At 45.9% G+C, this 23,541-nt stretch carries 21 protein-coding genes and 1 riboswitch; of the genes, 2 read left to right on the forward strand and 19 right to left on the reverse strand.

Annotation, left to right across the window (positions count from 1 at the left end):
* Positions 1-467: 467 nt before the first annotated feature.
* From V1L65_RS04390 to V1L65_RS04460, 15 genes are all read right to left on the reverse strand, one after another.
* Positions 468-1,241, reverse strand: a complete 774-nt coding sequence (locus V1L65_RS04390; protein WP_331697861.1) for an ABC transporter ATP-binding protein — start codon at positions 1,239-1,241, stop codon at positions 468-470.
* Positions 1,231-2,211 carry a FecCD family ABC transporter permease gene (locus V1L65_RS04395; protein WP_331698080.1) on the reverse strand — a complete coding sequence of 327 codons (981 nt, stop codon included), beginning with the start codon at positions 2,209-2,211 and terminating at the stop codon, positions 1,231-1,233. Before V1L65_RS04395 ends, V1L65_RS04390 begins: the two co-directional genes overlap by 11 nt.
* 31 nt (positions 2,212-2,242) lie before the next feature.
* Positions 2,243-3,139 (reverse strand): heme ABC transporter substrate-binding protein IsdE, encoded by an 897-nt coding sequence (gene isdE, locus V1L65_RS04400; protein WP_331697862.1) that lies wholly within the window; start codon positions 3,137-3,139, stop codon positions 2,243-2,245.
* A 46-nt stretch (positions 3,140-3,185) separates the two neighbouring features.
* On the reverse strand, positions 3,186-4,190 hold the full coding sequence (locus V1L65_RS04405) for an NEAT domain-containing protein (protein WP_331697863.1): 1,005 nt from the start codon (positions 4,188-4,190) through the stop codon (positions 3,186-3,188).
* 109 nt (positions 4,191-4,299) lie between these two features.
* Complete coding sequence (locus tag V1L65_RS04410) at positions 4,300-5,781, reverse strand: NEAT domain-containing protein (protein WP_331697864.1); 1,482 nt, start codon at positions 5,779-5,781, stop codon at positions 4,300-4,302.
* Positions 5,782-5,830: 49 nt separating this feature from the next.
* A complete protein-coding gene (locus V1L65_RS04415; RefSeq protein WP_331697865.1) occupies positions 5,831-6,442 on the reverse strand; it encodes an NEAT domain-containing protein in 612 nt (203 codons plus the stop codon).
* 325 nt (positions 6,443-6,767) lie between these two features.
* Entirely contained in the window at positions 6,768-8,444 is a 1,677-nt protein-coding gene (locus V1L65_RS04420; protein ID WP_331697866.1) for an S-layer homology domain-containing protein, read from the reverse strand.
* 111 nt (positions 8,445-8,555) lie between these two features.
* A riboswitch (cyclic di-GMP riboswitch) is annotated at positions 8,556-8,641 on the reverse strand.
* Between the two features lie 57 nt (positions 8,642-8,698).
* Entirely contained in the window at positions 8,699-9,409 is a 711-nt protein-coding gene (locus V1L65_RS04425) for a GntR family transcriptional regulator (RefSeq protein ID WP_331697867.1), read from the reverse strand.
* A gap of 6 nt (positions 9,410-9,415) precedes the next feature.
* Positions 9,416-10,444 (reverse strand): sugar kinase, encoded by a 1,029-nt coding sequence (locus V1L65_RS04430; RefSeq protein WP_331697868.1) that lies wholly within the window; start codon positions 10,442-10,444, stop codon positions 9,416-9,418.
* On the reverse strand, positions 10,437-11,192 hold the full coding sequence (gene dagF / locus V1L65_RS04435) for a 2-dehydro-3-deoxy-phosphogluconate aldolase (RefSeq protein ID WP_331697870.1): 756 nt from the start codon (positions 11,190-11,192) through the stop codon (positions 10,437-10,439). The genes V1L65_RS04430 and dagF overlap by 8 nt, the downstream gene beginning before the upstream one ends.
* Positions 11,180-12,295: a DgaE family pyridoxal phosphate-dependent ammonia lyase gene (locus tag V1L65_RS04440; protein ID WP_331697871.1), complete on the reverse strand. Its 1,116-nt coding sequence runs from the start codon at positions 12,293-12,295 to the stop codon at positions 11,180-11,182. The genes dagF and V1L65_RS04440 overlap by 13 nt, the downstream gene beginning before the upstream one ends.
* Positions 12,273-13,391 (reverse strand): amidohydrolase/deacetylase family metallohydrolase, encoded by a 1,119-nt coding sequence (locus V1L65_RS04445; protein ID WP_331697873.1) that lies wholly within the window; start codon positions 13,389-13,391, stop codon positions 12,273-12,275. Before V1L65_RS04445 ends, V1L65_RS04440 begins: the two co-directional genes overlap by 23 nt.
* A 295-nt stretch (positions 13,392-13,686) precedes the next feature.
* Positions 13,687-14,982 (reverse strand): ABC transporter substrate-binding protein, encoded by a 1,296-nt coding sequence (locus V1L65_RS04450; protein ID WP_331697874.1) that lies wholly within the window; start codon positions 14,980-14,982, stop codon positions 13,687-13,689.
* A gap of 27 nt (positions 14,983-15,009) precedes the next feature.
* A complete protein-coding gene (locus V1L65_RS04455; RefSeq protein WP_331697875.1) occupies positions 15,010-15,837 on the reverse strand; it encodes a carbohydrate ABC transporter permease in 828 nt (275 codons plus the stop codon).
* The gene (locus V1L65_RS04460) at positions 15,837-16,727 is read right to left on the reverse strand and encodes a carbohydrate ABC transporter permease (RefSeq protein WP_331697876.1); all 891 of its coding nucleotides are present in this window, start codon (positions 16,725-16,727) and stop codon (positions 15,837-15,839) included. The genes V1L65_RS04455 and V1L65_RS04460 overlap by 1 nt, the downstream gene beginning before the upstream one ends.
* 356 nt (positions 16,728-17,083) lie before the next feature.
* Between V1L65_RS04460 and V1L65_RS04465 the strand changes: the two genes are divergently transcribed.
* Positions 17,084-18,718, forward strand: coding sequence for a sensor histidine kinase (locus V1L65_RS04465; RefSeq protein ID WP_331697877.1), 1,635 nt, complete (start codon positions 17,084-17,086; stop codon positions 18,716-18,718).
* Positions 18,699-20,303 carry a response regulator gene (locus V1L65_RS04470; protein WP_331697878.1) on the forward strand — a complete coding sequence of 535 codons (1,605 nt, stop codon included), beginning with the start codon at positions 18,699-18,701 and terminating at the stop codon, positions 20,301-20,303. Before V1L65_RS04465 ends, V1L65_RS04470 begins: the two co-directional genes overlap by 20 nt.
* Positions 20,304-20,417: 114 nt before the next feature.
* Here V1L65_RS04470 and V1L65_RS04475 read toward each other — a convergent pair whose 3' ends face one another.
* Genes V1L65_RS04475 through dhaL form a run of 4 tightly spaced genes read right to left on the reverse strand, consistent with a single transcriptional unit; the run spans position 20,418 to position 23,530 of the window.
* A complete protein-coding gene (locus V1L65_RS04475) occupies positions 20,418-21,122 on the reverse strand; it encodes a glycerophosphodiester phosphodiesterase (RefSeq protein ID WP_331697879.1) in 705 nt (234 codons plus the stop codon).
* A gap of 2 nt (positions 21,123-21,124) precedes the next feature.
* A complete protein-coding gene (locus tag V1L65_RS04480; protein WP_331697880.1) occupies positions 21,125-21,943 on the reverse strand; it encodes an HAD family hydrolase in 819 nt (272 codons plus the stop codon).
* On the reverse strand, positions 21,915-22,892 hold the full coding sequence (glpX, locus tag V1L65_RS04485; protein ID WP_331697881.1) for a class II fructose-bisphosphatase: 978 nt from the start codon (positions 22,890-22,892) through the stop codon (positions 21,915-21,917). Before glpX ends, V1L65_RS04480 begins: the two co-directional genes overlap by 29 nt.
* Entirely contained in the window at positions 22,889-23,530 is a 642-nt protein-coding gene (dhaL, locus tag V1L65_RS04490) for a dihydroxyacetone kinase subunit DhaL (RefSeq protein ID WP_331697882.1), read from the reverse strand. The genes glpX and dhaL overlap by 4 nt, the downstream gene beginning before the upstream one ends.
* Positions 23,531-23,541: the final 11 nt, after the last annotated feature.

Here is a 23,541-nt window from a genome sequence, read left to right on the forward strand (position 1 = left end):
TTGTAAACTTTGTAACGAATCGTACGTGCGCTATCTGTGAACAAACTACTGTTTTAGGCGTCTTTAAGCATCAATAAGATCGTTTATCTTCGTTAGATTTTAAAAAGTGGCTTTTTCGGCCGAATAACGCTTCCTCGATTCGTTAGAAATTGAGAATGGCTTAAAGGTGTAAAAAACGCCCGGACTTTTGTCCGGGCGTTTGTCTGTTGAGAAACCTCAATAGATAACAACGGCAAACTCATTGGTTTGCCTGCATTACGTGCATGGTGGCGAGGCGTTGCGTCTAAGTACATTTCATGTATCTAGTTCCTTCATTCCCCCCATTTCCCTTGCATCTAAAGGTGCCAAATAGCCAAAAAAGAGCAAAACTAACTACAGAAAATACAGTTAGGCATATGGACGGTCTTCCTGCAGATGCTGCGGCTAACAACTCAGAAATTGCAATCGACTCCCTCTAGAAACCCGTACTACGACAACCCAATCGGCACCATGTACATGCCTGCATCCGCATCATTTTTGATGATAACCTCTACGCCATAGAGTGACTTTACTGTTTCTGCTGTAATGACGTCCTGCGGCGCGCCCATAGCGAGAATGCGGCCATTTTTCATCGCGATTATACAATCGCTATAACGGATAGACTGATTCATGTCATGCAGCACCATCACAATCGTCATCCCGTGCTGTTCATTGAGCGATTTAACCAGCTCCAGCACTTCGTATTGATAGTATATATCGAGATAAGTAGTAGGCTCATCCAAAAAAAGATAAGGCGTGCTCTGAGCCAGGGCAACCGCAATCCATACCCGCTGCTTCTCGCCCCCGGATAAAGCTGCAATGCTCGCCTTCCGCTTGCCCAGCAAATTGGTACGCGCCAGCGCCTGCTCCACGGCCTCAGCATCCTGCTCTGACTGCTGCGCAAACATTTGGCGATGCGGAATTCTGCCGTAGCTGACCAGCTTCTCCACCGTCAAATCAGCTGGCGCCGAGTTATGCTGGTGCACGATCGCCAGCCTCCTGGCAAGCTCCTTCGGACGAAAATCTGTCAGCGTTTTGCCATCCAGCAAGACTCGCCCTGCATCTGGCACAGCGTGATTGGACATCACGTCGAGCAGCGTCGATTTGCCGCTGCCGTTAGGCCCAATAATGGTCGTAACTTTGCCCAGCTCTATAGAACCCGTAACGTCATGCAGCGTTTTAATTTTGCCCGAATACGAAAAGCTTATATTGTTAATTTCCATAACGATCACTTCTTCTCAGCAAAAATATTAAGAAGGGCCCGCCAATAATAGCTATAATGACTGAAGCCGGGATTTCATGAGGCGGCATAAGCGTGCGTCCCAGCGTATCGGCCAGCAGAATAAGCAGCGCGCCAGCCATAGCAGAAAACGGGATGAGCGCTTTGTAGTTCGAGCCGACCAGCAGCCTGCTGATATGCGGTACAAGCAAGCCGACAAAGGTGAATATGCCAGCTACAGCAGTCGCGATTGAAGCAAGCAGAACAGCGATTAAAGAGATGATCCAGCGCAGCAGATTAACGCGTATGCCTAGGCTTTTCGCTGTTTTCTCTTCCAGCAGCAAATAGTTGCACCACCCCGCGACGAATAACGAAAGAATAAGCCCCATGGAACCAAATAATACGATGCTGTCCACATCGGTCCATTTCTTCATAGCGAGCGATGCCGTTAAATTTTGGCTCATCGAGATAACCATCGCATTTCCACCGAACCCAAGCGTCTGGCCCAGCCCTGTAAATAAAGCATTGATAGCTATACCCGTTAAAATCATACGCAGCGGATTAAGCCCGGATTTCCAAGAGAGTGTATACACTAAAATAAAAGCCAGCATCCCGCCTAAAAACGCAAACAGCGGCGCAAAAAAGAATACGGCCGGAAATATAGATACTGCAAGCAGAGACACAAACCCGGCGCCTGCCGAGACACCGATAATGCCGGGCTCGGCAAGCGGATTGCGCATGACGGCTTGCAGCAATACACCGGAAACAGACAAGCATGCGCCTGCAAATAGGGCAATTATAATACGCGGGAAGCGCAAATCCTTAATAATGGCCATCTGATCGTTATCGCCGCCGAACAAGCCCCCAATAAACTCTATAACACTAACCTTGATGCTGCCTGTCATGCCAGAGTATATCGTTACGATAACTAGCAGCAAGGCTACACTAACAAAACTGATCGTTGTTTTATTCATTGCTCTGTGACGCCCTTCATCTGATTCATAATCATTCCGGATACAGCATCTGCTGCAGCTGATCAAGCGCTTCAGCCGCTGCCAAATTGCCTGTTGTGCCGAATAGCGTTTCTTCCAGATCATATACTCTGCCATTTTTCACAGCGTTGAAATGCTTCCAGATGTTATTCGTGCGGAACTCCTCATCAAACATTTGAATAACCTCATCTGGCATACCATGAGCAGCCCGCAAAATAATATCGGGATTCGCCTGCTGCAAATACTCTGTATTGGAAGCAAGAAACTCCACTTTTTCTCCTGAAATAACGTTTGTGCCGCCGCTGCGCTTCACCAAATCGCCAATATAGGAATGCTCAGTTGCTACCAAGTAGCTTCCTGGAATGCCGAGCAGAATCAAGACCGTTGGCGATGGCTTGCCTTCAACCTTTTTGTCTATTTCAGCAAGCTTATTGTCGAAGCTTTGCACGATTGCATTAGCCTGCACGGTACGGTTATATTTCTCGCCTATCGCTTTAATTTCAGACAGCATCGAATCGAGGCTCGTAAAATCGAGATAACTCGTCGTAATACTACGCTGCTCAAACAATGACTTCAAATCGTATTCCAAAGTAGTAACAGACATTATTTCTGTAGGCTTCAGCGACAACAGCAATTCCATATCCGGACTCATCGGATTGCCTATTTCTTTAACGCCCTTATAGCGCTCCGGCAGATCCTTATAACTCGATGGAATTCCTACTAAATCGATTTCAAGCGCATCCATAATTTCAGTAATCGCAACCGTTGTAGCGACAATCCGATCGCCCTCCGGCTGGACTGCTTGCTGTACTGGCTTGCTTTCCGGAGAATTGCTTTCTGCCGGCTTGCTCTCTCCCGCACAGCCTGACAGCAGTATTAACAGGCTTATCATGCCGATAATTTTTTTCATAATTCATAACTCCTCTTGCAGCGCTTGCTTGCAGCGGCTTAATAATCTATTGCCGCTGCTTGCTGTTTCGATATTTCATAAGCACTAGCGCAGCGGCCAGCACGATCAAAATAACTGCGACTGAAATATATATACCGACAGCCGACTTGCTTTCTTCAGACTGCTGGGTGCTCGATTCTGCAGCGCTCGTTCCGCCTGCCGCGGCTGCCTCATTATCGGTTCCGGTTTGCGAACCGCGTTGCTCCGTATCCGCAACTTCCTGTACTACGGTATCCTCCGAGCTTTCATTACCGGTTGCGCCTTGTGCACTCGTGCTTTCCGGCGTCTTTTGCGGCTCTTGACCGTCCGTTTGTCCTGCCCCAGCTTCGTTCTTCACCTCGGCGCTTGGCGACGGAGATGCCGTTTCTTGCGGCTTTGCTGACGGCTTTGCCGTCTCTGCCGGCGCTTTCGTCGCTTCTGCCTGCGGCTGCTTGGACCCAGGCACAGGCGGAGCTGTCGTTGCCTTTGAATCCGTAGTTGGTTTGGATTCATTATGTTTTGAATCTGTCACAGGTGGCTTAGTCTGTTCGGCAGCTGCTTTTTTCTCAGTAAGCTTGCTGTAGTCAAACTTAAAGCGGATATCGTACTTATTGTCATATTCGAAGCCCGGTATTCCTGTAACGACAATATGAAGCTTGGCAGGCAGGGGCTGCTCAATATCCGTTATTTTAAACGTCACGACCCTCGTTTCCTTCTCGGTATCTTCGCTGAGCTTCGTCACGTCTGCGTAAGAACTTCCGGACGCCACTTTGAATTCCTTCCACCAGGTGCTGTTTTTCAACGTTACGATAGCATGAAGCTCACCTTTTTCCACCTTGATTTTGGCTGGTGTAACCATATATTCATTTGTAGCTGAGGTTTCATTGCCGGAGCTTTTTAATACTTCAAACGGAACGGAATACTCACCGTCCTCAAACTGTCGGGCAGCAAATGCACCCTGCGGAAAAGCCGCCGCTGCTGCTATAACGATATACAAAAACAATAAAGCCAGTCGTTTATTAATCCTTTTCATTATCACATCTCCATTAAAAAGTAAGCCATTCTAGTGCACATGAAAGTCCATGCATAAGCATGCCAACACCGGCAACACGAAAATTCATGCTGCCGGTGCAGTTGGCCTTCTATTTAATCGTCTCTAGCAGCTGATAAATCATTTTCGAAGCTTGAGCGCGAGTCGCAATATCCTTTGGTGCGAATACAGTTTTTCCGTTAACAACCTTGCCATCAATAATGCCTAACCCTACAGCAAGCTCAACGTTGTTTTTCGCATAATCTTGAATGGCTGCGCTGTCAGCAAAATCCAGGCTGCCTTGAACATCCTTCAGCAAATCAGCATTTACTTTTTCAATTGCTCTCACAATCATCGTTACCATTTGCTCGCGAGAAATAGCATCGCTTGGCTTAAAGCTGGAGTTGCTTCCTTGAACGATACCAGCGCGATGTGCAGCTTCGATTTCTAATACTGCCCAATCCAGCTTCTCTGTCACATCGGCAAATGCGCCCTCGTAAGAAGTCGTCGGAAGCTCTAGCACTCTAGCAAGCATAACTGTAAATTGCGCTCTAGTAATCGCTGTACCCGGGCTGAATTTAGTGTCGGACAACCCTTTAATTTTACCTTGCGAAGCAAGCGACACGATATACTCTTTTGCCCAGGAGGAATCAATATCTTCAAAAGCAACCTCTACTGGCGCTTTTACTTCTTTTACACTTTTTGCATCAAAAGAAAGTCTAATCATATGATTGCCTGTATAATCCTGTGCTGCTACATATACTTGAACCTTGGCATTTACGATCGCTGAAAAGTTTTCTACCTCAAAGGATACAACTCTTGTATTGGCAGCTTCATCCACACTTACTACAGTGCTGTCAACAAGCTCACCTGCTTTTTCTACCTGGAACTGTTTAATTTGTTCGTTGTTTGTCAACGTGAAAGCCACAATATTTTTTCCATCTTTAACGGTAAGTGAAGCTGGTGCTGCAATATATCTGCCCATGGAGGAAGCCTTATCCTCTTTTTCATGCAAAGCTTCAAAATTGATTGTATATTCGCCATCCTTCAATGCCGGCTTAGCTGGAGTTTCTCCATTGCCGTTCTCGCCGTCTTCCTTGCCTGTCTCTTCGCCCTTGTCTTCACCAGTAAATTTCAAACGAATATCATAGCTGTTATCGTAAGAGCCAACGCCTGGAACGCCCGTTACGATGATATGAATTTTGGCATTCAGCACTTGATTGATATCCGGAACTGCAAATTTAACTGTACGTGTATCGGCAGCCTCGTCTGAGCTCAGCACCTCAACGTCTACAAAGTTATTATCCTCGAAGGAGCCTGGTTGGGTCTCTTGCACTTTAAATGACTCCCACCATTTGCTGCTTTTCAGTGTAGCTACAACGTAGGATTTGCCGTCTTCAACGATCCATTTTGCCGCACTGTCTATGTATTGACCTGTAGCAGAAGCCTCATCGCTCTTATCCTTAAGAACAGCCAATGTAATAGCCGTCTCTCCATCTGCCGCCTTGCTGTCAGCTGCCCCAGCTTGAAGCACAGGCAAAGCTATAAATAATGCTAGAAATGCAGTTAAAAATATTGTGATTTGCTTTTTCATGAACGTTTCTCCTTTTTTGTATGCGATATTTGCTTTTGATTTTTTAAAGCTAATTGCCCGTCCGCCGCTTGCGTAAAACAATCATGACTGCGGCTATAACGACGACCCCCACTACTGCAGCTAATGCCATCGCAGTGTAATTTGTTGAGCCTGGCGGTTTTGAAAGGCTTGAAATCGATTGTGTCAAATCAGCTGCTTCAATCGTCGAGCTGTCAAATTGAAACTTTACCGTATACTTATGGTTATAATTCAAAGAGTCGATTTGAATATGCATTTGCATCAACACCGGCTCTGCTAAATTATCGCCGGCTTTAAAGGTTACAAGCCGCGAATCATTTTCCCTATCCTCACTAATGATTACTACATCCGTGAAAGCTTCTCCATCAGCAGCCTGCAGCGTTTTAACCCACTCGCTATGCGTCACATTCAGCTCAATATACTTTTTGCCGCCTTTAACAAACAAGGCCGCTTTCTTCTGGAAATAATCATTCGCGATCGATACAGAATCACTATCCGCTTGCAATACGGTATAATCGATCAAATATGACCCGTCTTTAAGATCAGAAGCCGCCTCAACCTTTGTAAAAAGCACCGCAGCTGCTATAAGGCAGATGACGGCTGCCAATATCACATTAGCTGGCTTCCTTGCACGAACTGACAACTACTTTTTCACCTCTCTCGCCTAAAATGTAATGAATAGCGGAAGAACACTATAAGCTCTTAAACTTATAAATTCTTATATTTTAATGAATCTCAAATTATATTGAGAATCATTCTTAGTTGCTTCAAATATAATAACTTATTGTTACTATTAATTGTATAGATACTTGAAAGCGTCACAAACCTGTCACAAAATTTTAGAAACTTCGTGAACAACTGCTGCATATAAAGAAAAACGCCATTTTTATCAGTGTTTGAAACGAAAAAAGGCGGTGCAAGATATGAATCTTGCCCGCCATTGGGAAGCCCTTGTTAAGATGAAATCATTATTTTTGCTTATCTTCTTTATCCTTACTATGATTTCTATCTTTACTGTCTTTTTCGTAATCAACCTCTAGCTTTTTGCCGCTAGAAAACTTGATTTCCAGCTCAACATCAGTCAAATCAGCTTCTTGCACCTCAAAATGCTTCAGCACCGCCTGCAAAGCATCAGCCTTGCTCATGCCGTCCGTCCATACAGCCTGCTCAAACAGCTTAGCAAATGACTGTTCAGCTGCTTCAGCAGAAAGCTTCTTAGAGCCGAACTCTATATTGGACATGGACTTGCCATCGTTGAAGCTGTACTCCGCTTTAAGCTTTGTTCCATCCTTCTGCTTCAATTCAAGCTCAAACTCTTTAATGCCATATTTCGCTTCTTCTTTATTTGATTCCTGCTTATGTTTTGAGTCAATCTCTATTTTGCTGCCATTCGAAAACTTCACTTCAATTTCTAAACGCTCGTAGCTGCTGTCTTTTACACCAAGAGCTTGCAATATCCGAGCTTGAATTTCCTCCTTAGATAATTGAGGCGTTAAATTCGCTTCCTTAAGGAAGGTTTTCAGCTCCTCGACAGCTGCGGCACCTTTCAGCTTTTCTTTTTTGCCATTGCTCCACATTTCAATTTCTGCTTTTACTTTACCCATATTGCTCTTGTACTCCAGCTCGATGCCTGTTTTGCGGTCATTGATTAGCTTTACTTCAAGCTCATTAATGCCTGCTGCCGCCTCGTCTGCATACTCTTTACTAATAATGCCGGCCTTCCATATTACACCATTCTTGCTCATTAGCACTACGTTGTCGCCTGCAAGTATTCCTGCTGCTGTAATAAAACGATCATGGAATGCTACAGGAAAGTCTGCTGCAATCGTATAAGTCAGCGTATCGCCGTTGAAGCTTTTTACAACCATTTTAATAAGCTTATTATTCGTACTGTCAGCTTCCACACTTACAACTTTTCCTGTTACCGTTACAGAACCGTCTTGCTCCTGCAGGTTTTCACCAGTACGCTCCAGCAAAGAAGCAAGCTCTGCGCGCGTCACACTGCGTTGCGGCTTGAACGTTTCATCCGGATAACCGGAAATAATGCCTTGCTTAACTGCTACATTCACATATCCGATCGAACCGGCGGGAATTGCCTTCACATCTTTGAAATCCGGCTCTACCGACATAAGCGCAAGCGCCTCTTCCTGAAGTCCAAGCGCTTTTACTAATAAAGAAGAAACCCATACGCGGCTAGCCGGCTTTTCCGGGTCCAGCTTGCTCTCGGACGTATCGAACAAGCCTTTTTCAAGCGCAACGATAATGTATCCTCTTGCCCATTTGTACTGTTTATCGATCTTCTGCGCATCGGCAAATAGCAGCTTTCCGCCTTCGGTTTTAGCCTTCGCTTGCTCCTCCAGCCCCATCAGGCGAACAGCTGTCACGACAGCTTCAATACGGCTGACAGGCTTATTAGGACGGAAGCTGCCATCCTCGTATCCGGACAATATTTGTTTATACTTCATAAAGCCAATGGCTTGATTAGCCCAGCTTGCCTCAGCAGAATCGTTGAATTCAAATATAATTTCATCCCTTTGCTGCTCATTCTCTTCTGCTGTCTGCTCCTGCGCAAAGCTATGCCCTGCAAAGGAAAGCATTAGCACCATGCAAATCATCAGCTTTGTCAGTAGACGCATTTTTTTCATGTTGACATCATCTCCTCTATTGTTTTCATGCGATTGCTGCGAAACGCTTAACAGGCACAAAAAAAAGAGCTTATCCAGTTGCAAATAGATAAGCTCATGCTTCATCACTCTATCGGCAACTGGCTGGCATGGTCGAAATGACTTTAGCCCCTGTAGCTTTGCGTCATTACCTTTCGGTAATTTTGCCTATTAAATTATTCGCTGTCCATAATTATACAGGAAGATATCCTGTTCTAATATGATTATTAAAAAATTTAAATATAATCAATATGATAGGGCATGATGACAGTGTTGTAATACGCCACACTGTATTCTATTAATTCCCCGTTCTCATCATAGGAAAAACGCAGACGCTTAAGCAGCATCGTCTGCTCGCTTACCTGTAAATATGCCGCTACCTCAGCCGGAGCTGCCTCTACGGCGAATTGATCCTGGAATTTCATTAGCATTATATTCTGCTCTTTAATTAGCTCATACAAGGACTGGCTATTTAATTGCTCCAGGCCGATGCTGCTTAGATCTGCGGATAAATAATGCGTAAAATGTGTATACGGCGCCTCGTCCAAATAATAAATCCGCTCGATTCGCACGCTCTGCTCACCGAATAGCTCATACACCTCGGACTGTTGCGCATTATGCTCGATAGAAGCCGACAGCCATTCCTTCTCGAGCTTATGCCCTTTCTCTTCGAGCAATTCCGTGAATCGCTTCCCTTTAATGCGCCCGGCAATCGCATCATTGCGAATAATTTTTGTGCGCTTGCCGCTTTTCGTTTCGAGAAAGCCTTCCTGCACAAGCTCTTTGACTGCATTGCGAACAGTGATCCGGCTCACCTTGAATTCCTCAGCCAGCTCAGGCTCCGAAGGGAAATTCGAATGAAGCGGATAGACACCGTGCAAAATACGGTCCTTCATAATATTTTTTATTTGCAAATATAAAGCGCCCTTTTCCTGATTCAGCTTCATCGTCCATTACCTCTCAATATCTCTTACTGTTTGGTTCATAGCATAAGCTGCAGCCTGGTTAATATCATGTACGTTTGCCATAGGCGTATCGCCCGCGACGGTATGAGCCAGCATGCCGGCTGCGACTGCAAATGCGATAATTTCGCCGGAAGCCAGCTGCTCCAGCACGCCATGCACGATGCCGCTAGTAAAAGCATCGCCTGCACCAATTCTATCATAAACAGCAAAGCGGTTCGCATCTGCAAAGGAAAAAGCTTGTTCCCTATAAATATAGCCTAACAGCGAATGAGTATTGTCTGGATGGATCGTACGCTGAGTACCAGCTATAACAGCGATATGATAGGCTTTTGCCACTTGCGGAATAAGCTCTAGCAGCTGCTCCTTGCGCGCTTCTGCTTGGCTCTGCATTCCAAGCACATGCAAAGCGTCCTTTTCATTCATAAGCACAATATCCGCCAGCTGCAGCATTTCCTCATAATGGGGCCGAGCGGCTTCATAGCCGTCTTTCCCCCATAACGACGGGCGATAGTTGCAATCAAATATAACGTTGCCGCCCTTCTGCTTGACTGCCGCCGCCAATTGCTTCATTTGCCTTCGCACATTGTCATTCATCGCCAGTGTAATGCCGCAAAATGAAACAGCGTCAATGCTGTCAGCCAGGGCTGTAAAAGAATAACTAGCGCCATCCGCTGTATTAAAGCTGCTTTCCAGCCTGTTCGTATACGTGACGCGGCTCGGCCTTGCACCAAAGCCATTTTCTAAAAAATAAGAGCCTATATAGCACCCGCCCCTCTGAGCCAATGACATATTAATGCCGAGCTTCTGCAAATAGCTTAGCGCAGCATCGCCAAGCGGGTTATCGGGCAGCGTAGTAATCATATAGCCCGTATGGCCGTACCGGCTCAAAGCCGAGGCGACGTTAACGCCAGTTCCCGAAAAGGAATAGTTAAGCGTACTTCCTTGAGACAGCAGCCCGTAGCCAGGAACCTCCAACCGCATCATTACTTCGCCAAAGGATGCTATCTTTTTACTCATACTGATCCACCAGCTGCTTCATGATCCTAGTCAGTTCACGCACCTTCTCAATATTAGTTTTGCCGGTAGCTTTATCAATAATAGAGCTGTACACGTGAGGGATCACCTGCGGCACCTTAGCTTCCAGTGCAATTTGCAGTATGTCGGCGAAATTATCCATATCGATGCCGCCAGTCGGCTCAAGCGCAAATTGCGCTTCGCCGCAAGCCTGTGCGACTGCGCGATATTCCTGCTCGCGCTCGAGTCCGCCCATCGGGAAATACTTAAGCGCATTGCCGCCCATATCTCGTACAAGCCCAATCGCTGAACGTACCGGCACAATTGCCTTTTCCACTTCTGCGGCGCTGTATGGCCCTGTTGAAATATCAACAAAACCGACTCGGCCCGATGGCGATACAAGGCTGTTAATCCAGCTTTCCTTGGAGTCAAGATTCGCACGCGTAGCGCCTACTGCCGGAAATACCTGATTAATATGGCTGCCTGCATAATGCTTCGCAATTTCAGCAACGATCGCAGCCTGGCGATTGTCGCCCGCGCCGAGCCCAATGGAAACCGCGCCATCAATTTTTTGGCCGTAATTGATCATAGCTGCTACTGCCGCCTCAACTGTCGGATAATCCTTGGACAGCACTCCAACTAAAACATACCCTTCCGCAGCTTCAAATACTGCCTGCGCATTTTCCACACTGCTTGCCAGCACATTTAGGGCCGCACGCCCTTTATAGAAACGCTGATTTATGTTCCCCATTCGTTCTCACCGACCAATTCTGTTATTTTAGCTGCAATAATAGCTATATCATCACCGCGCAAGCTGCGTGGATCAATATCGAAGAAGCCTTGCTTCACCCCATAATCGCGTGTATAAATGGCAATATCGCCTTGCTGTAGCGCAGCTGCTGTCTGCTCAGCCGTTATTCCGGCGAGCTTCGGATCGATCGATATACGGCCGCGAAAAATCGGTCGTCCCGCTTCATCCTGGACTATGCTGACCTGCACACCGTTACATTCATTCAGCGGCATAAGCTGCTGCAGCCTCTCCTTCTCCTGCCTGCTTCTGTCTTCTTTCACCATATACTCATCCATTGCCTGCAGCAGGCCGAATATCGCTTCCTTGCCAACCTTCATGCTGCGCCCAATACCATGCAGCTGCACCTTTACCCAATCGACATACTTGCGCTTGCCGCATACAAGTCCAGTCGTAGGCCCTTCAATTGCTTTCGAACCGCTATATATAACAAGATCCGAGCAGTGTATATAACGCTGCAAGTCTTCTTCCGCCGCCGCATCGATAATAAACGGTATATTTCTTTTTTGCGCAACCTGCCAGGCTTCAACCTCCGAGAGCATGTTTTTTTGTACACAATGATGAGATTTGACATATATAATAGCTGCCGTCCGCTCTGTAATTGCATCTTCTATATGAATGGCCTTGCCTTCATTGGCATAACCAACCTCGACCAGCTTGCCGCCGCCCAAATAAATCATCGTCTCAACAGGCACGCCGTAGTTGACATTATGGCCCTTCAGCATAATAATTTCATTCTTTTCAATCGGATCCTGATGCAGCCTTAAGCTTCTGCGTGAATTGCCTTCTGTAATCATCGCTGCTACAGATAGGGCAATGCCGCTGGATGCGGAATTAACGACAACCGCTGCTTCAGACTTGACCAGACCCGCGATATGACCGCCTGCCTTGTCGACCAAATCAGCCATCTCCACATAATTTTGACCGCCGTGCTTCATAGCATCCATTACGCTGTCCGTTGGCGCCGACACACCTAAAATACTCATACGCCCGCTGGCATTGATGACTCGCTTGAGCCCATACTTAGCATTCAATGAAGTTGTCATTTACAACCGCTCCTCTTGTAATTATAGACTGCTCTGCTAGTCGTTCCTCCCCTTCACTGTCTCGTAAAGTGATTTGCTCATTTTCTACACTAAACAGCGTCAAGTTAGCCCGATCGCCGATCTGTATTCGCCCCAGTTCAGGCTTGCCCAGCCAATCTGCTGCACGAGCTGTAACAGCAGCAATAATCTCTTGAAGCGAATAGCCTAAATATAAAAACTTGGATAGCACATTCGCCAAGCTATACACCGGTCCGTCCAGTCTGTTTTTGCGATAAATATCTGTACTGATCGTTCCTAAAGGGATGCCGTGCAGCTTGGCAGCTTCAGCAGTCCGGAAACAAAAGCTGGCGCTGCCGTGCCCGACATCCAGGCAAACACCGCGTTTAATAGCTTCCATTAAGGCACGAAGCGGTTTACCGTTAAGATCAAATAAATTATTGCTTTTGCCATTCAAATAATGTGTCACAATATCTTTGCGTTCGAGCAACGAAATAATATCCGCAACAGCTGGCGGTCCTGAGCCTATATGTACCATTAAAGGCATGTCGAATGCCTGCGACATCGCCCGCGCTGCATAAAGCGGCTTAAGACCGTTGGCGCCTACAACGCTTTTGCTCATACGCGCTTTTAGTCCGACAATAAAGCTGGCATATTGCTGCAAGCTATTGCGTACAAGCTGCTCGTCGAGCCAATCCATGCTGGACAGTTCATCTATGCGGCTAAGCCCAATTTTGGAAATATTCAAAAACGCCAATAGATTCGTCTGCGCAGCTTTTCCTTTTGCCTCCAGCTCCCCAATCCGGTCAGCGCCGCAGCTGCCGGCATCAACAATCGTCGTAACACCTTGCTTTACGCCAATATCGTCGATCTCATCGCCATAGGGAGAAAAATCGGAAAAAGCATGCACATGCATATCAATCCAGCCGCTGGAAACATACATATCCGTACAATCTATAATTGCTGTTTCCTCATTAAAAGAAATATTCCTGCTGCCGGCTAATTCAAATTCGCTTATTATGCCATGGCCGTCAATTAAAATTTGAACGGTTTGTCCTGTTACAAGCTTGGCATTGCTTAACAGCAAGCTACCCTTCATCGCGCTCCACTCTTTCTCGCCCATTAATTTCAAGCATAGAATAGCACAGTATAATTTCAAAGTAAATAACGTTATAACGTTTTATCGAAAATTAAACTATCACTTTGCTCCGGAACACAAAAGGATAAACGGCTCCGCCGTCCTTCGCTTGAACGAAGGAGGCGCGTTTACCGATGAAGTATAGGAACAGGTATAAGGTGAAAACGTGAAAACTTATACTTTCCTATACATTCAAAAAGCGGTACAACGCTTCCCAGAAGGGAGCATCGTACCGCTTTATTAATCATCCAGCATTTTATTTCTTAGACAACGTTTCCCACGTTTTTTGGAACGCCTCCAGCAGCTGATCTTGATTCGATTTACCGCTAATGTAAGCCTGCATGGCATTGCCGAACTCGTTGCTGGAAGCTTCGCCGCCAGGGAATTTGAACCAGTTCCAGCTTAACGCCTTATCCTGCTTGCTGTATGCGATAATATCAGCTGCAAGCTGTCCAAGCACACTCTCGTCAGCATCGATGTTTTTGAACGCCGGAATAAACTTAAACTCTTCCGTAATATAACGCTGGCCTACCTCAGAGCTGACCATCCAGTTGAGGAATGCTTTTGCCTCTTCCTTAACCGCGGAGTTTTTATGAATAACCCAGTTGTTAGGAACACCTACCGGCAATTTATCCATAGCTGCCGCATCATCGCTGATTGGCATCGGCAGGAAGCCAATATTGATATCCGGGCTAGTCTCGGAAATAGCTACTTGCGTCCAGTTGCCTTGCTGTGTCATCGCCGCTTTGCCTGTTGCAAAATCAGTAACCTGCGTATTGTAATCGGTTTGCAGCGGGTTTTTGCCGCCATACTTAAGCGTCAGATCAAATAACTGCGTCCACTGCTTAAATACTTCATTGCCTGTAATCTTTGCAGCGCCGCTGTTCAAATCAGCAATAAATTGATCCGGGTCAGCCTGGTGCGCAAACGGCAGGTTCACAAAGTGATTGCCCAGCACCCACCACTCGCCGTAGCCGTTCACAAAAGGAGTAATGCCCGCGGCTTCCAGCTTCTTGGCAGCTTCCTCCAGCTCTGTTAATGTTTTTGGCGTTTCCGAAATGCCCGCTTTTGCAAATAAATCTTTATTATAAATAAATCCGTAGCCTTCCAGGTTCAACGCTTGGCCATACAGCTTGCCGTCCTTCGTCATTGGCTCTTTTGCAACATCAACTAAGTTTTCCACCCAAGGCTGATCCGACAAGTCCTCCAAATGCTCAATCCAAAGATCAAGATCAGTAAATCCGCCGTTGTTGAAAATATCCGGCTTATCGTTGGAGTTGAATTTCGCCTTAAGCGCAGCGCCATAGTCAGCCCCGCCGCCAACCGTCTCCACTTCAATCTTCACGCCTGGATGAAGCGATTCATATTCCTTGATCATTCTTTGCAGCTGCTCCGCAATTTCTACCTTGAACTGGAACATTTTGATCGTAACCTGCTTGCCGGAATCTTTGCCTTTCTCGCTGTCAGATGGCTTGTTAGAAGAACCGCAACCAGCTAGAACGATAGACATTGCTAACACAAGTATTAAGATAGAAAAACTTAGTTTTTTCATAAAAATGACCTCCAGAAATATATTTTTTTACCCCTTAACAGAACCTGCGGTTATGCCTTCAATAATATGCTTCTGCAGAGCGAGCATAAATATGATAATAGGCGTTATGCCCATTACAAGCCCAGCCAGCGCCAAATCCCACTGCTTTGTATATTGGCCAAAAAACGAATAGGTTGCAAGCGGAATCGTTCTAAGCTCAGGGTTGTATAAAAACAGCAGCGGCAGCAGAAAGTCATTCCAGATCCAAAGCGTGTTGAGCATTAATATCGTAACCGTCATCGGCTTTAGGAGCGGAAAAATGATTTTCCAAAATACGCCATACGTATTGCAGCCATCGACGACAGCAGATTCTTCAATTTCCTTGGGAATCGATTTTATGAAGCCATGGAATAAGAAAATGTTCAAGGAGACGCCAAAGCCAAAATAAGCTATAACCAGTCCCCAAATGCTGTTCATAATATGAAGCTCGCTCGCTACGCGAACTAAAGGAATCATGATGGATTGAAACGGGATAACCATCGCGGCCACAAATAGAAACAGCATCAAATTGTTAAAGCGCGAAGGAACTCTGACCATGCGGTAAGCAGCCATCGCGCTGATGACGATCAGCCCAATATTGCTAAGCACAGTAATTAGAAAAGAGTTAGTAAATGCGCTAGGAAAACGCATAATGCTCCATACCTTCGTATAGTTGCTCCACACAAACGCTTCCGGCCAGCCGGCTGCATTGCTGAGCAGATCGCCAAAGCTTTTGACTGAATTGACGCCGACAAAATAGAACGGGATTAAAAATAGCAGCGCCAGCACGAAGCCCAATATTTCCAAGCTGAAGTGGCGGGCAGAATAAGTTTTCATTATGCCTCCACCTCTTTCTTCTTAGTCAAATATACTTGCAGCATAGTAATACCCGCCACGATCAGGAAGAAAATAAGCGCTTTTGCCGTACCTATTCCATAGCGGTTGTTGCGGAACGCTTCTTGATAAATGTTTAGCGCAACCGACTCGGTCGAGCCGTAAGGTCCGCCCTTCGTTAACGACAGGTTGACGTCAAACACCTTGAACGACCATGAAATTGTAAGGAACAAGCATACTGTAACAGCGGGCATAATAAGCGGAATAATGATGCTGCGCAGCATTTGCAGCCTTGATGCGCCATCAATTCTGGCGGCTTCAACCATATCGCTTGGCACATTAATAATCGCCGCAATATAGATAATCATCAAATACCCTGAAAGCTGCCACACGCTTACAATCACTATGCCCCAAAAGGCTGTCGCCTCAGTCCCAAGCCAGGGAAGCTGGAAGAAGCCGATATTCGTCATGTCGCCGACGGCAGCAAAGCCTTTTACAAATATAAACGACCAAATAAAGCCGAGCAGCAAACCGCCAATAACGTTAGGCAAAAAGAAGATCGTCCGTAAAATATTGCGTGTTTTTAGCGGCTGCGTAAGCAGCAGCGCCAGCCCAAAGCCAACCAAATTCGTTAGGATCACAGCAGCGACCATATATTTTGCGGTAAACCAAAATGAAGTTCGAAATCCGTCATCGTTCATTAAAATTTCTTTATAGTTATCGATGCCTACCCAGCTTACAGAGGAGGTGACTCCGTTCCAGCTCGTAAAGCCGTAGTAGATGCTAAGCAGAAAAGGAATCACAACTATAACAGTAAAGAATAGCGTCGCCGGACCCATAAACACTAGCTGATGCATACGCGCTGCAAATGATCTTTTTCTTTTACTCTCCATAGTAATCACGCCCCTTCTTGCCCTTCCTGATTAGGAGAATTTTTTCTTAGTATAGGTCAGATCGCATGAGGTGAACACAGATAAAGATGATGCACGAGGTGGAATATATTGACCTAAGCTGATACACTATAGACGATTTACAGCTATCAAACTTTGAGGGGCGGGCATGCCGAATGACATATTTTAAAAACAGTTTGCGAAATAAGCTTGTGTTATTCCTTCTAGCTGCCATGGTTCTTCCCATTTCGATATCCATCTTTGTTACTTATCAATACACAAAGGAAAACGTTAAAAAAACATATCTTGATAACAATACAACACTGCTCTATCAAGGAGGTGCTAACTTACTCAACTATATGAACCGGATAAACCAGGCTTCCTTGCTCATTTACCAGGACTCCAGAAACGAGCGAAGCCTTTATCGAATCATTGAAAAAAATGAAATACAGTTTGCCGATCAACAGGATCTTTACGTAAATTTTCAATACATGGTTAATTCTTTGGCTGAGATCAAGCAAGTATTTATGTATATGGACAACCCTAAGCTCTCTTACCGCTTCGCTTACAATTTGCCGCGTTATACATCCGGTCAATCGTTCAAGCCTGTTTTTGAAGACGGCCATGATATTCAGATAGAATCAACTCATATGAGCCATAACTATGGCGTAGCTAAATTTCCGTTTGAAATGGCGGAGGATGTCATAACGATTCATCGCAAAATATTAAATCAGCCGACCGATAACATTCTCGGCACCCTGTCCATTGATATTAAACTGAATATGATTCATGAAATAAGCGATATGCTCTACACACCCGGCGAAGAAGAGCTGTATTTGCTCAACACGGACGGCTCAATTATTTACTCCTCAGAGGACGCGCCGACAAGCGAATATCCTTGGCTCAGCCCGATTCTCAATGAGGACAGGCAATCTGGCCATTTGGAATATAAGTCAGAAGGCTTTGCAGGCATACATCTTTATCAAAAAATAAAAACGCCGCTTGCCGATTTAACATTAATCAAACGCGTCCCATATGAATATTTAACGAAAAACGCCAAACAGCTTACGATGATTAACAGCTTGATCGTGCTGTCTTTTTTAATCGTTGCTGCAATCGGGACAATCTATGTTTCGTTTCACTTCACATCACCTGTTAAACAATTGATCCGATACATCAACAAAATTGAGTCGGGACAAATGGACGCTGATTTAGATACGACGAGAACCGACGAGATCGGCATATTGTCCAGACGCTTTCATCAATTGATGCAGCGTCTTAACCAGTTAATTAACAAGGAATACCGTCTGGAGCTTGCCAACAAAACCAATCAGCTCAAAGCGCTTCAGGCACAGGTGCACCCGCACTTTATGAACAATGCGCTGCAGTCGATCGGCACGCTTGCGCTGCAAAACAACCAGAAAAAAATCTATTCGTTAATAGCCGCTTTGGGCAAAATGATGCGCTATCAAATGAATACGAATGAGGTGCTTGTCCCGCTGTCCCGGGAAATCGATTATGTCAACGCCTATTTGGGGCTGCAGGCACAACGCTTTGATGAAAAATTGACTTTTTTTATTGAGGCGGAGGATGAGGCGAAAGAGATCGAGGTGCCCAAAATGATTTTGCAGCCGCTGGTCGAAAATTGCTTCAAGCACGGCTTTATTAAGCAAAATAATGTCGGTGAGGTAAACATAACCGCCCAGCTGATCAAGCCTGACCTGCTGTCCATCAGCGTGGAGGATAACGGCTCGGGACTTGATGACAAGCAGCTGGAAGCCCTGCAGTTCCAGCTCGATCATCTGTACTCGGAAGGCGCTGGCAGCGGAGAAAACCGCATCGGACTGTTCAATGTGCTTTCGCGTTTACAGCTATATTTTAACCAGCATACTTCTATTACTTTAACAGCAAGACAACCGCAGGGCTTGAAGGTTACACTCTTAATACCTGTTGCCAAAGGAGACATCAGCCAGCATGAAAGTATTGATCGTTGACGACGAGAAGCATGTTCGAGATGCTATTCAAATGTTGATTGATTGGGAGCACTATGGGATAACAGACATATATACCGCTCCGGAAGGGGCCACTGCTGTGGAGCTTATTAGACGGCATCACCCGGATATTATTTTTACCGATATGCTTATGCCGATTATGAGCGGTTCAGAGCTGCTGGAATGGATTCAGCAGAACAGTCCTGACAGTAAAACGATTGTGATTAGCGGTCATGATGACTTCGGTTATATGCGGCATACGATCAAATATGGCGGGATGGATTATATTTTAAAGCCGATTGACGAGGAGCAGCTCAATGAAGCGCTGCAAAAAGCGATCGCCGCGGTACGATCTGAGAGGCAAATGCGAAGCAAGGATCATATTCAAAGCATTCAGCTCAACCAAATAAAGCCGATTTATTGGGATAAAATTTTTTCTTCCATATTAGAGGAGCCTCACAATTACCGTTCTTTCAGCAAGGAGCTGGCGGCAGAATTCGGCCTTGCGGCAGACACCAAGCAAGCCCGTATAGCTATTCTTACATTGGATACGATGCAAAAGGAATTTAAGGACAGATTCGCCTCCAATCTTGATCTGCTCGGCTTTTCAATCGCCAATATCTCGAATGAGTTTTTAAAGCAAAGTCATTCCGGCTATGCCTTCCGCAACTGGAACAAGGCTCACGAGCTCATTATTATTGGCTGGGCTGAGCTTGATAAACTCCCTGTCCTTGTTGAAGCTATTAATGGCGGCATTTATAAAACGTATGGCGTGCGTTTTGATTTTGGCGTCGGCGCGATTCACAGCTTCCCATATGATTTATCGCGCACCTACGAAGAAGCGCTGACGGTGCTGGGACAGCGGAATTTATTGCAGCAGGACAGCTGGGTTCATATTTATGCTGCACAAAACACTCCAGTCATCCATGGGCTGAACTTTCACAAACATCAAGAGGATATTCGAATGGCGCTGCTAAGCTTTAATCCTGATCAGATCAAGGCCGCAGTCAGCAGATGGTTTGCCGAAATCAAAAAGCTGAGCTTCATATCCAAGGAGCAGCTCGATCTGTGGCAGCATGAGTTTACTGTGTTTCGCGCCCGCTGCTTGAGCGGCAGGCAGTTGGACAAAACGCAAAATGAACATTACAGCACAAGCCCGTTCATCATTCCGATCGACGAAAACGGCAGGCTGCTTCTATCGATGTGGCAGCAGGAATTTACAGAGCTGCTAATTTCCTTTTCCTACTTGCTGACGCATCAGCCCGACAAGCCGACTGCGATTGATGATATCGCCGATTACATTCAAACCCATTCTAATGAAGAAATTTCGCTCCAGGATATTGCAGATCGCTTTTCCTTAAGCAGAGAATATATTTCAAGGCGCTTTAAGCAAGAGCGGAATGAAAATATATCCGACTTTATCAGCCGTATTCGCATTGAAAAAGCCAAGGTGCTGCTGCTCAACCCGCAGCTCAAAATAGTGCAGATTTCCGAGATGGTTGGCTATAATGATGAGAAATATTTTAGCAAGGTGTTTAAGAAGCAGGAGGGTATGTCGCCCAATGAATATCGCAGGACGCGGGAATGATCGTCCGGGATTGGTCGTCAAGATCGATATATTAAAATTCACTGCACAAAAAGACGCAAACTAGTTCTCACAGCGCTGAGAACTTATTTGCGTCCCTCCCTATCCTTATTTATTTTATTGTTGCTTGTAAACCTTGATCCAGCGCTCCAATTCATTTGTACAAATGAGAAGAGAAGGATTTTTTACGACAAGCTGCATATCTTTTTCATCATCAATTGTGTAAGGGATCATAATTATATTTTCCGCTTCGCATTTTGCGATAATCTCATCTGTTATAAACTCGTACCTGATAGACATATATTCGCAATTCAATTCTTTTGCAAGAGGAAACAGAGCCGGTGAGGAGCCATGATTAATAATTCCCAAACCAATCTTGTCATTCAGCTCTCTTGCTTTAGCGAGCGAGTAATGATCAAAAGAGGCTAAGAAGGATTGCTCGATCATATCCTTTTTCTTAAGTGTATCAAGAACTGTTTTCTCAAGGCCCGGGTACAAATCACCCGCTTGCTTAAGCTCGATATCAACGATAAGTCTATCCTTCAACAAATCAAGCGCTTCTTCCAAGGTTGGGATGCGCTCGATCCCCTTGACTGACAGTTCCTTGATTTCCTTTAAAGTCAGGTCTTTGATTCGGCCTGTTCCATCTGTCATACGTTCCACTGATGTATCATGAAAAACAACCGGAACGCCATCTTTCGTAAGCTGAACATCAAGCTCCAGGTGAGTAAAGGCTAATTCGCATGCCGCTCTAAAAGAAGATAATGTGTTCTCAGGAAATTTTGCCGGATATCCTCTATGTGCTACGCCTCTAATTGTCATCTTTATTTGACCTCCATTTGAGTGGTATTTATGCAAAATTTATGAATAACTTCAACTACGCCTTCTCCAAAGCTATTACTGCATACATAAGAGGCTCTTTCCAGCAGACCGCTGCTGCTGTTAGCTACAGCTGCCCCGACGCCCGCTATTTCAATCATAGACAGATCATTCATTTGGTTGCCTATGCAAAGTGTTTCTGAGGCATCGACGTTCAGCATGCCCATCAGCTTTTTCAAAGCAGTTCCTTTGCTCTGGCCATGCGGAATAAGCTCAAAGAAATTGTCTTCCGATTGAATCGTGGAGCACAGCGTGCCGAAATTGGACTTGTACAAGCTCCAAATCTTTTTGATTTTGTCCATATCGCCAATAAGCAGCACCTTCTGAACGAATCTGTTTGTCCACTCGTCCGTCGAACGGTCAACAATTGTGAATTTAAGGCCTTCCTTCATTTCGAACTCATCCAAATCTTCAGAATACTTAAACGCCTCTAATCGCTTTTCTTCAAACAACAGTACTGAAATGCCGGCTGAATCAGCTTCTAATAAAAATGGGACAAGCTCTTTTACAGATAAAACAGATTCCGCCCATACTTTATGCTTGTCGGCAATAACAGACCCGTTGCACGTTATGTACGGAAGATCAATATTCAGCTCTTCTGCAATTTTATGCGTGGATTGTCCCACCCGGCCGGTCGCAATTGTAAACATGCCTCCATCTGCCGTGAAGCGGTCAATCGCTTCCTTTACCGATGGTGTGACATTGTTATCTTCCGATAACAATGTACCATCCAAATCACTTACAATCAAACGAATTTTGCTCATCAGGGCACCTCCCGCATTCATGTATCGTTCTAATAAATTGAGGGCCGTTACTATTGCCGTACGTCAATAAGGAATGTGTTATTTCCTGCTTGCCCGCATCAGTCGTTACCCCCTGCAGCAGCAAGCCTGTCGTTATTCCCGTCGCTGCAAAAATACAATTGTCCGAGGATATTAGATCATGATGCATTAGCAGCTTATTAGGATCCGTAATGCCCATCGCAACGCAGCGCTCGTATTCAGCAGCGCTTCCCGGCAAAAGCTTGGCCTGCATATCGCCACCGAGGCATTTGACAGCAACTGCCGAAATGACACCTTCCGGCGCTCCGCCAATCCCATAAAATAAATCAATGCCTGTTTCATCGATTGCAGCCGATATGGCGCAGGTTACGTCGCCTTCGTCAAAAAGCCTGACTCTTGCGCCAAGCTGGCGTATTTCCTGCACAACCTTCTCATGCCGGTCGCGTGATTGAATCATAACCGTAATATCATCAATCGCTTTGCCTGCTGCAGCAGCAACCCGTCTTACATTGTCAACGACAGGCTCGCTCAAATTAATAACCCCTCTTGCTTTAGGGCCGACAACGAGCTTCTCCATATACATATCCGGCGCATGAAGCAAGCAGCCGCGCGGCGCAGCGGCAATAACAGCGGTCGAATTATCTTGGCCGCCCGCAACAAGAATCGTGCCTTCCAGCGGATCCACAGCTATATCAAGCTTGGGACCGCTGCCGGTGCCGACTTTTTCGCCAATATAGAGCATAGGCGCTTCATCCATTTCGCCCTCGCCAATAACGACTATGCCGTCCATTTCCATCTTGCCGAGCATGCGGCGCATAGCAGCAGTGGCTGCTCCGTCCGCTTCATTTTTTTGTCCTCTTCCAATCCAAGGCTTGGCAGCAAGGGCAGCTTGCTGGGTCACCTTTAAAAAATCTAAAATGAGATGCTTCATGCGCTCATTCCTCTTATTTGTTCAGTAAATGCAGCAAGAATAAGATGCGCGGAAACTGCGCCCGGGTCAAGATGCCCGACAGCGCGCTCGCCAAGGCGGCTCGATCTGCCCTTTTGCGAGAGCATTTGTGCCGTCGACTTCATGCCCGCTTCACCGGCTGCAACTGCTACTTGTAAGCTTTCAATAAGGCCTTTGCCTTCTTCTCTAGCCTGCTTCAACGCCTCTATTGCAGGCAGCCAGGCATCCATCATCGTTTTGTCACCGATCTGCGCCTTGCCGCGCTCCCCAATGCCGCCTACTGCAGCTATCCAGAACTGAACGATATCTTCCTCATTAAGCTCCGACTTGCCGCGGACTGTACCGCCGCCACGAATAAAAGCAGTCGCATACAGCGGTCCGACGGATGAGCCTACTACATCAAGGAAGGTCATGCCCATCTCCTTGCATAGAGCGCCGACATCCTCTGTTTCATAAGTGGCAAGCCGTTCTTTAATCGCCTGCCAGCCCATAGACATCGTAACGCCATGGTCTCCGTCCCCGACTGCGCGATCAAGCTCGGAAAGCTCATCCTTTTTTATTTCAATTTGATCTGCTATACTTGCAAAAATTTGCTTCCACTGCACGATTGAAACTATCATAGCCGTCTGCC

It is taken from the genome of Paenibacillus sp. IITD108 (assembly GCF_036541265.1).
Lineage (GTDB): Bacteria > Bacillota > Bacilli > Paenibacillales > Paenibacillaceae > Pristimantibacillus.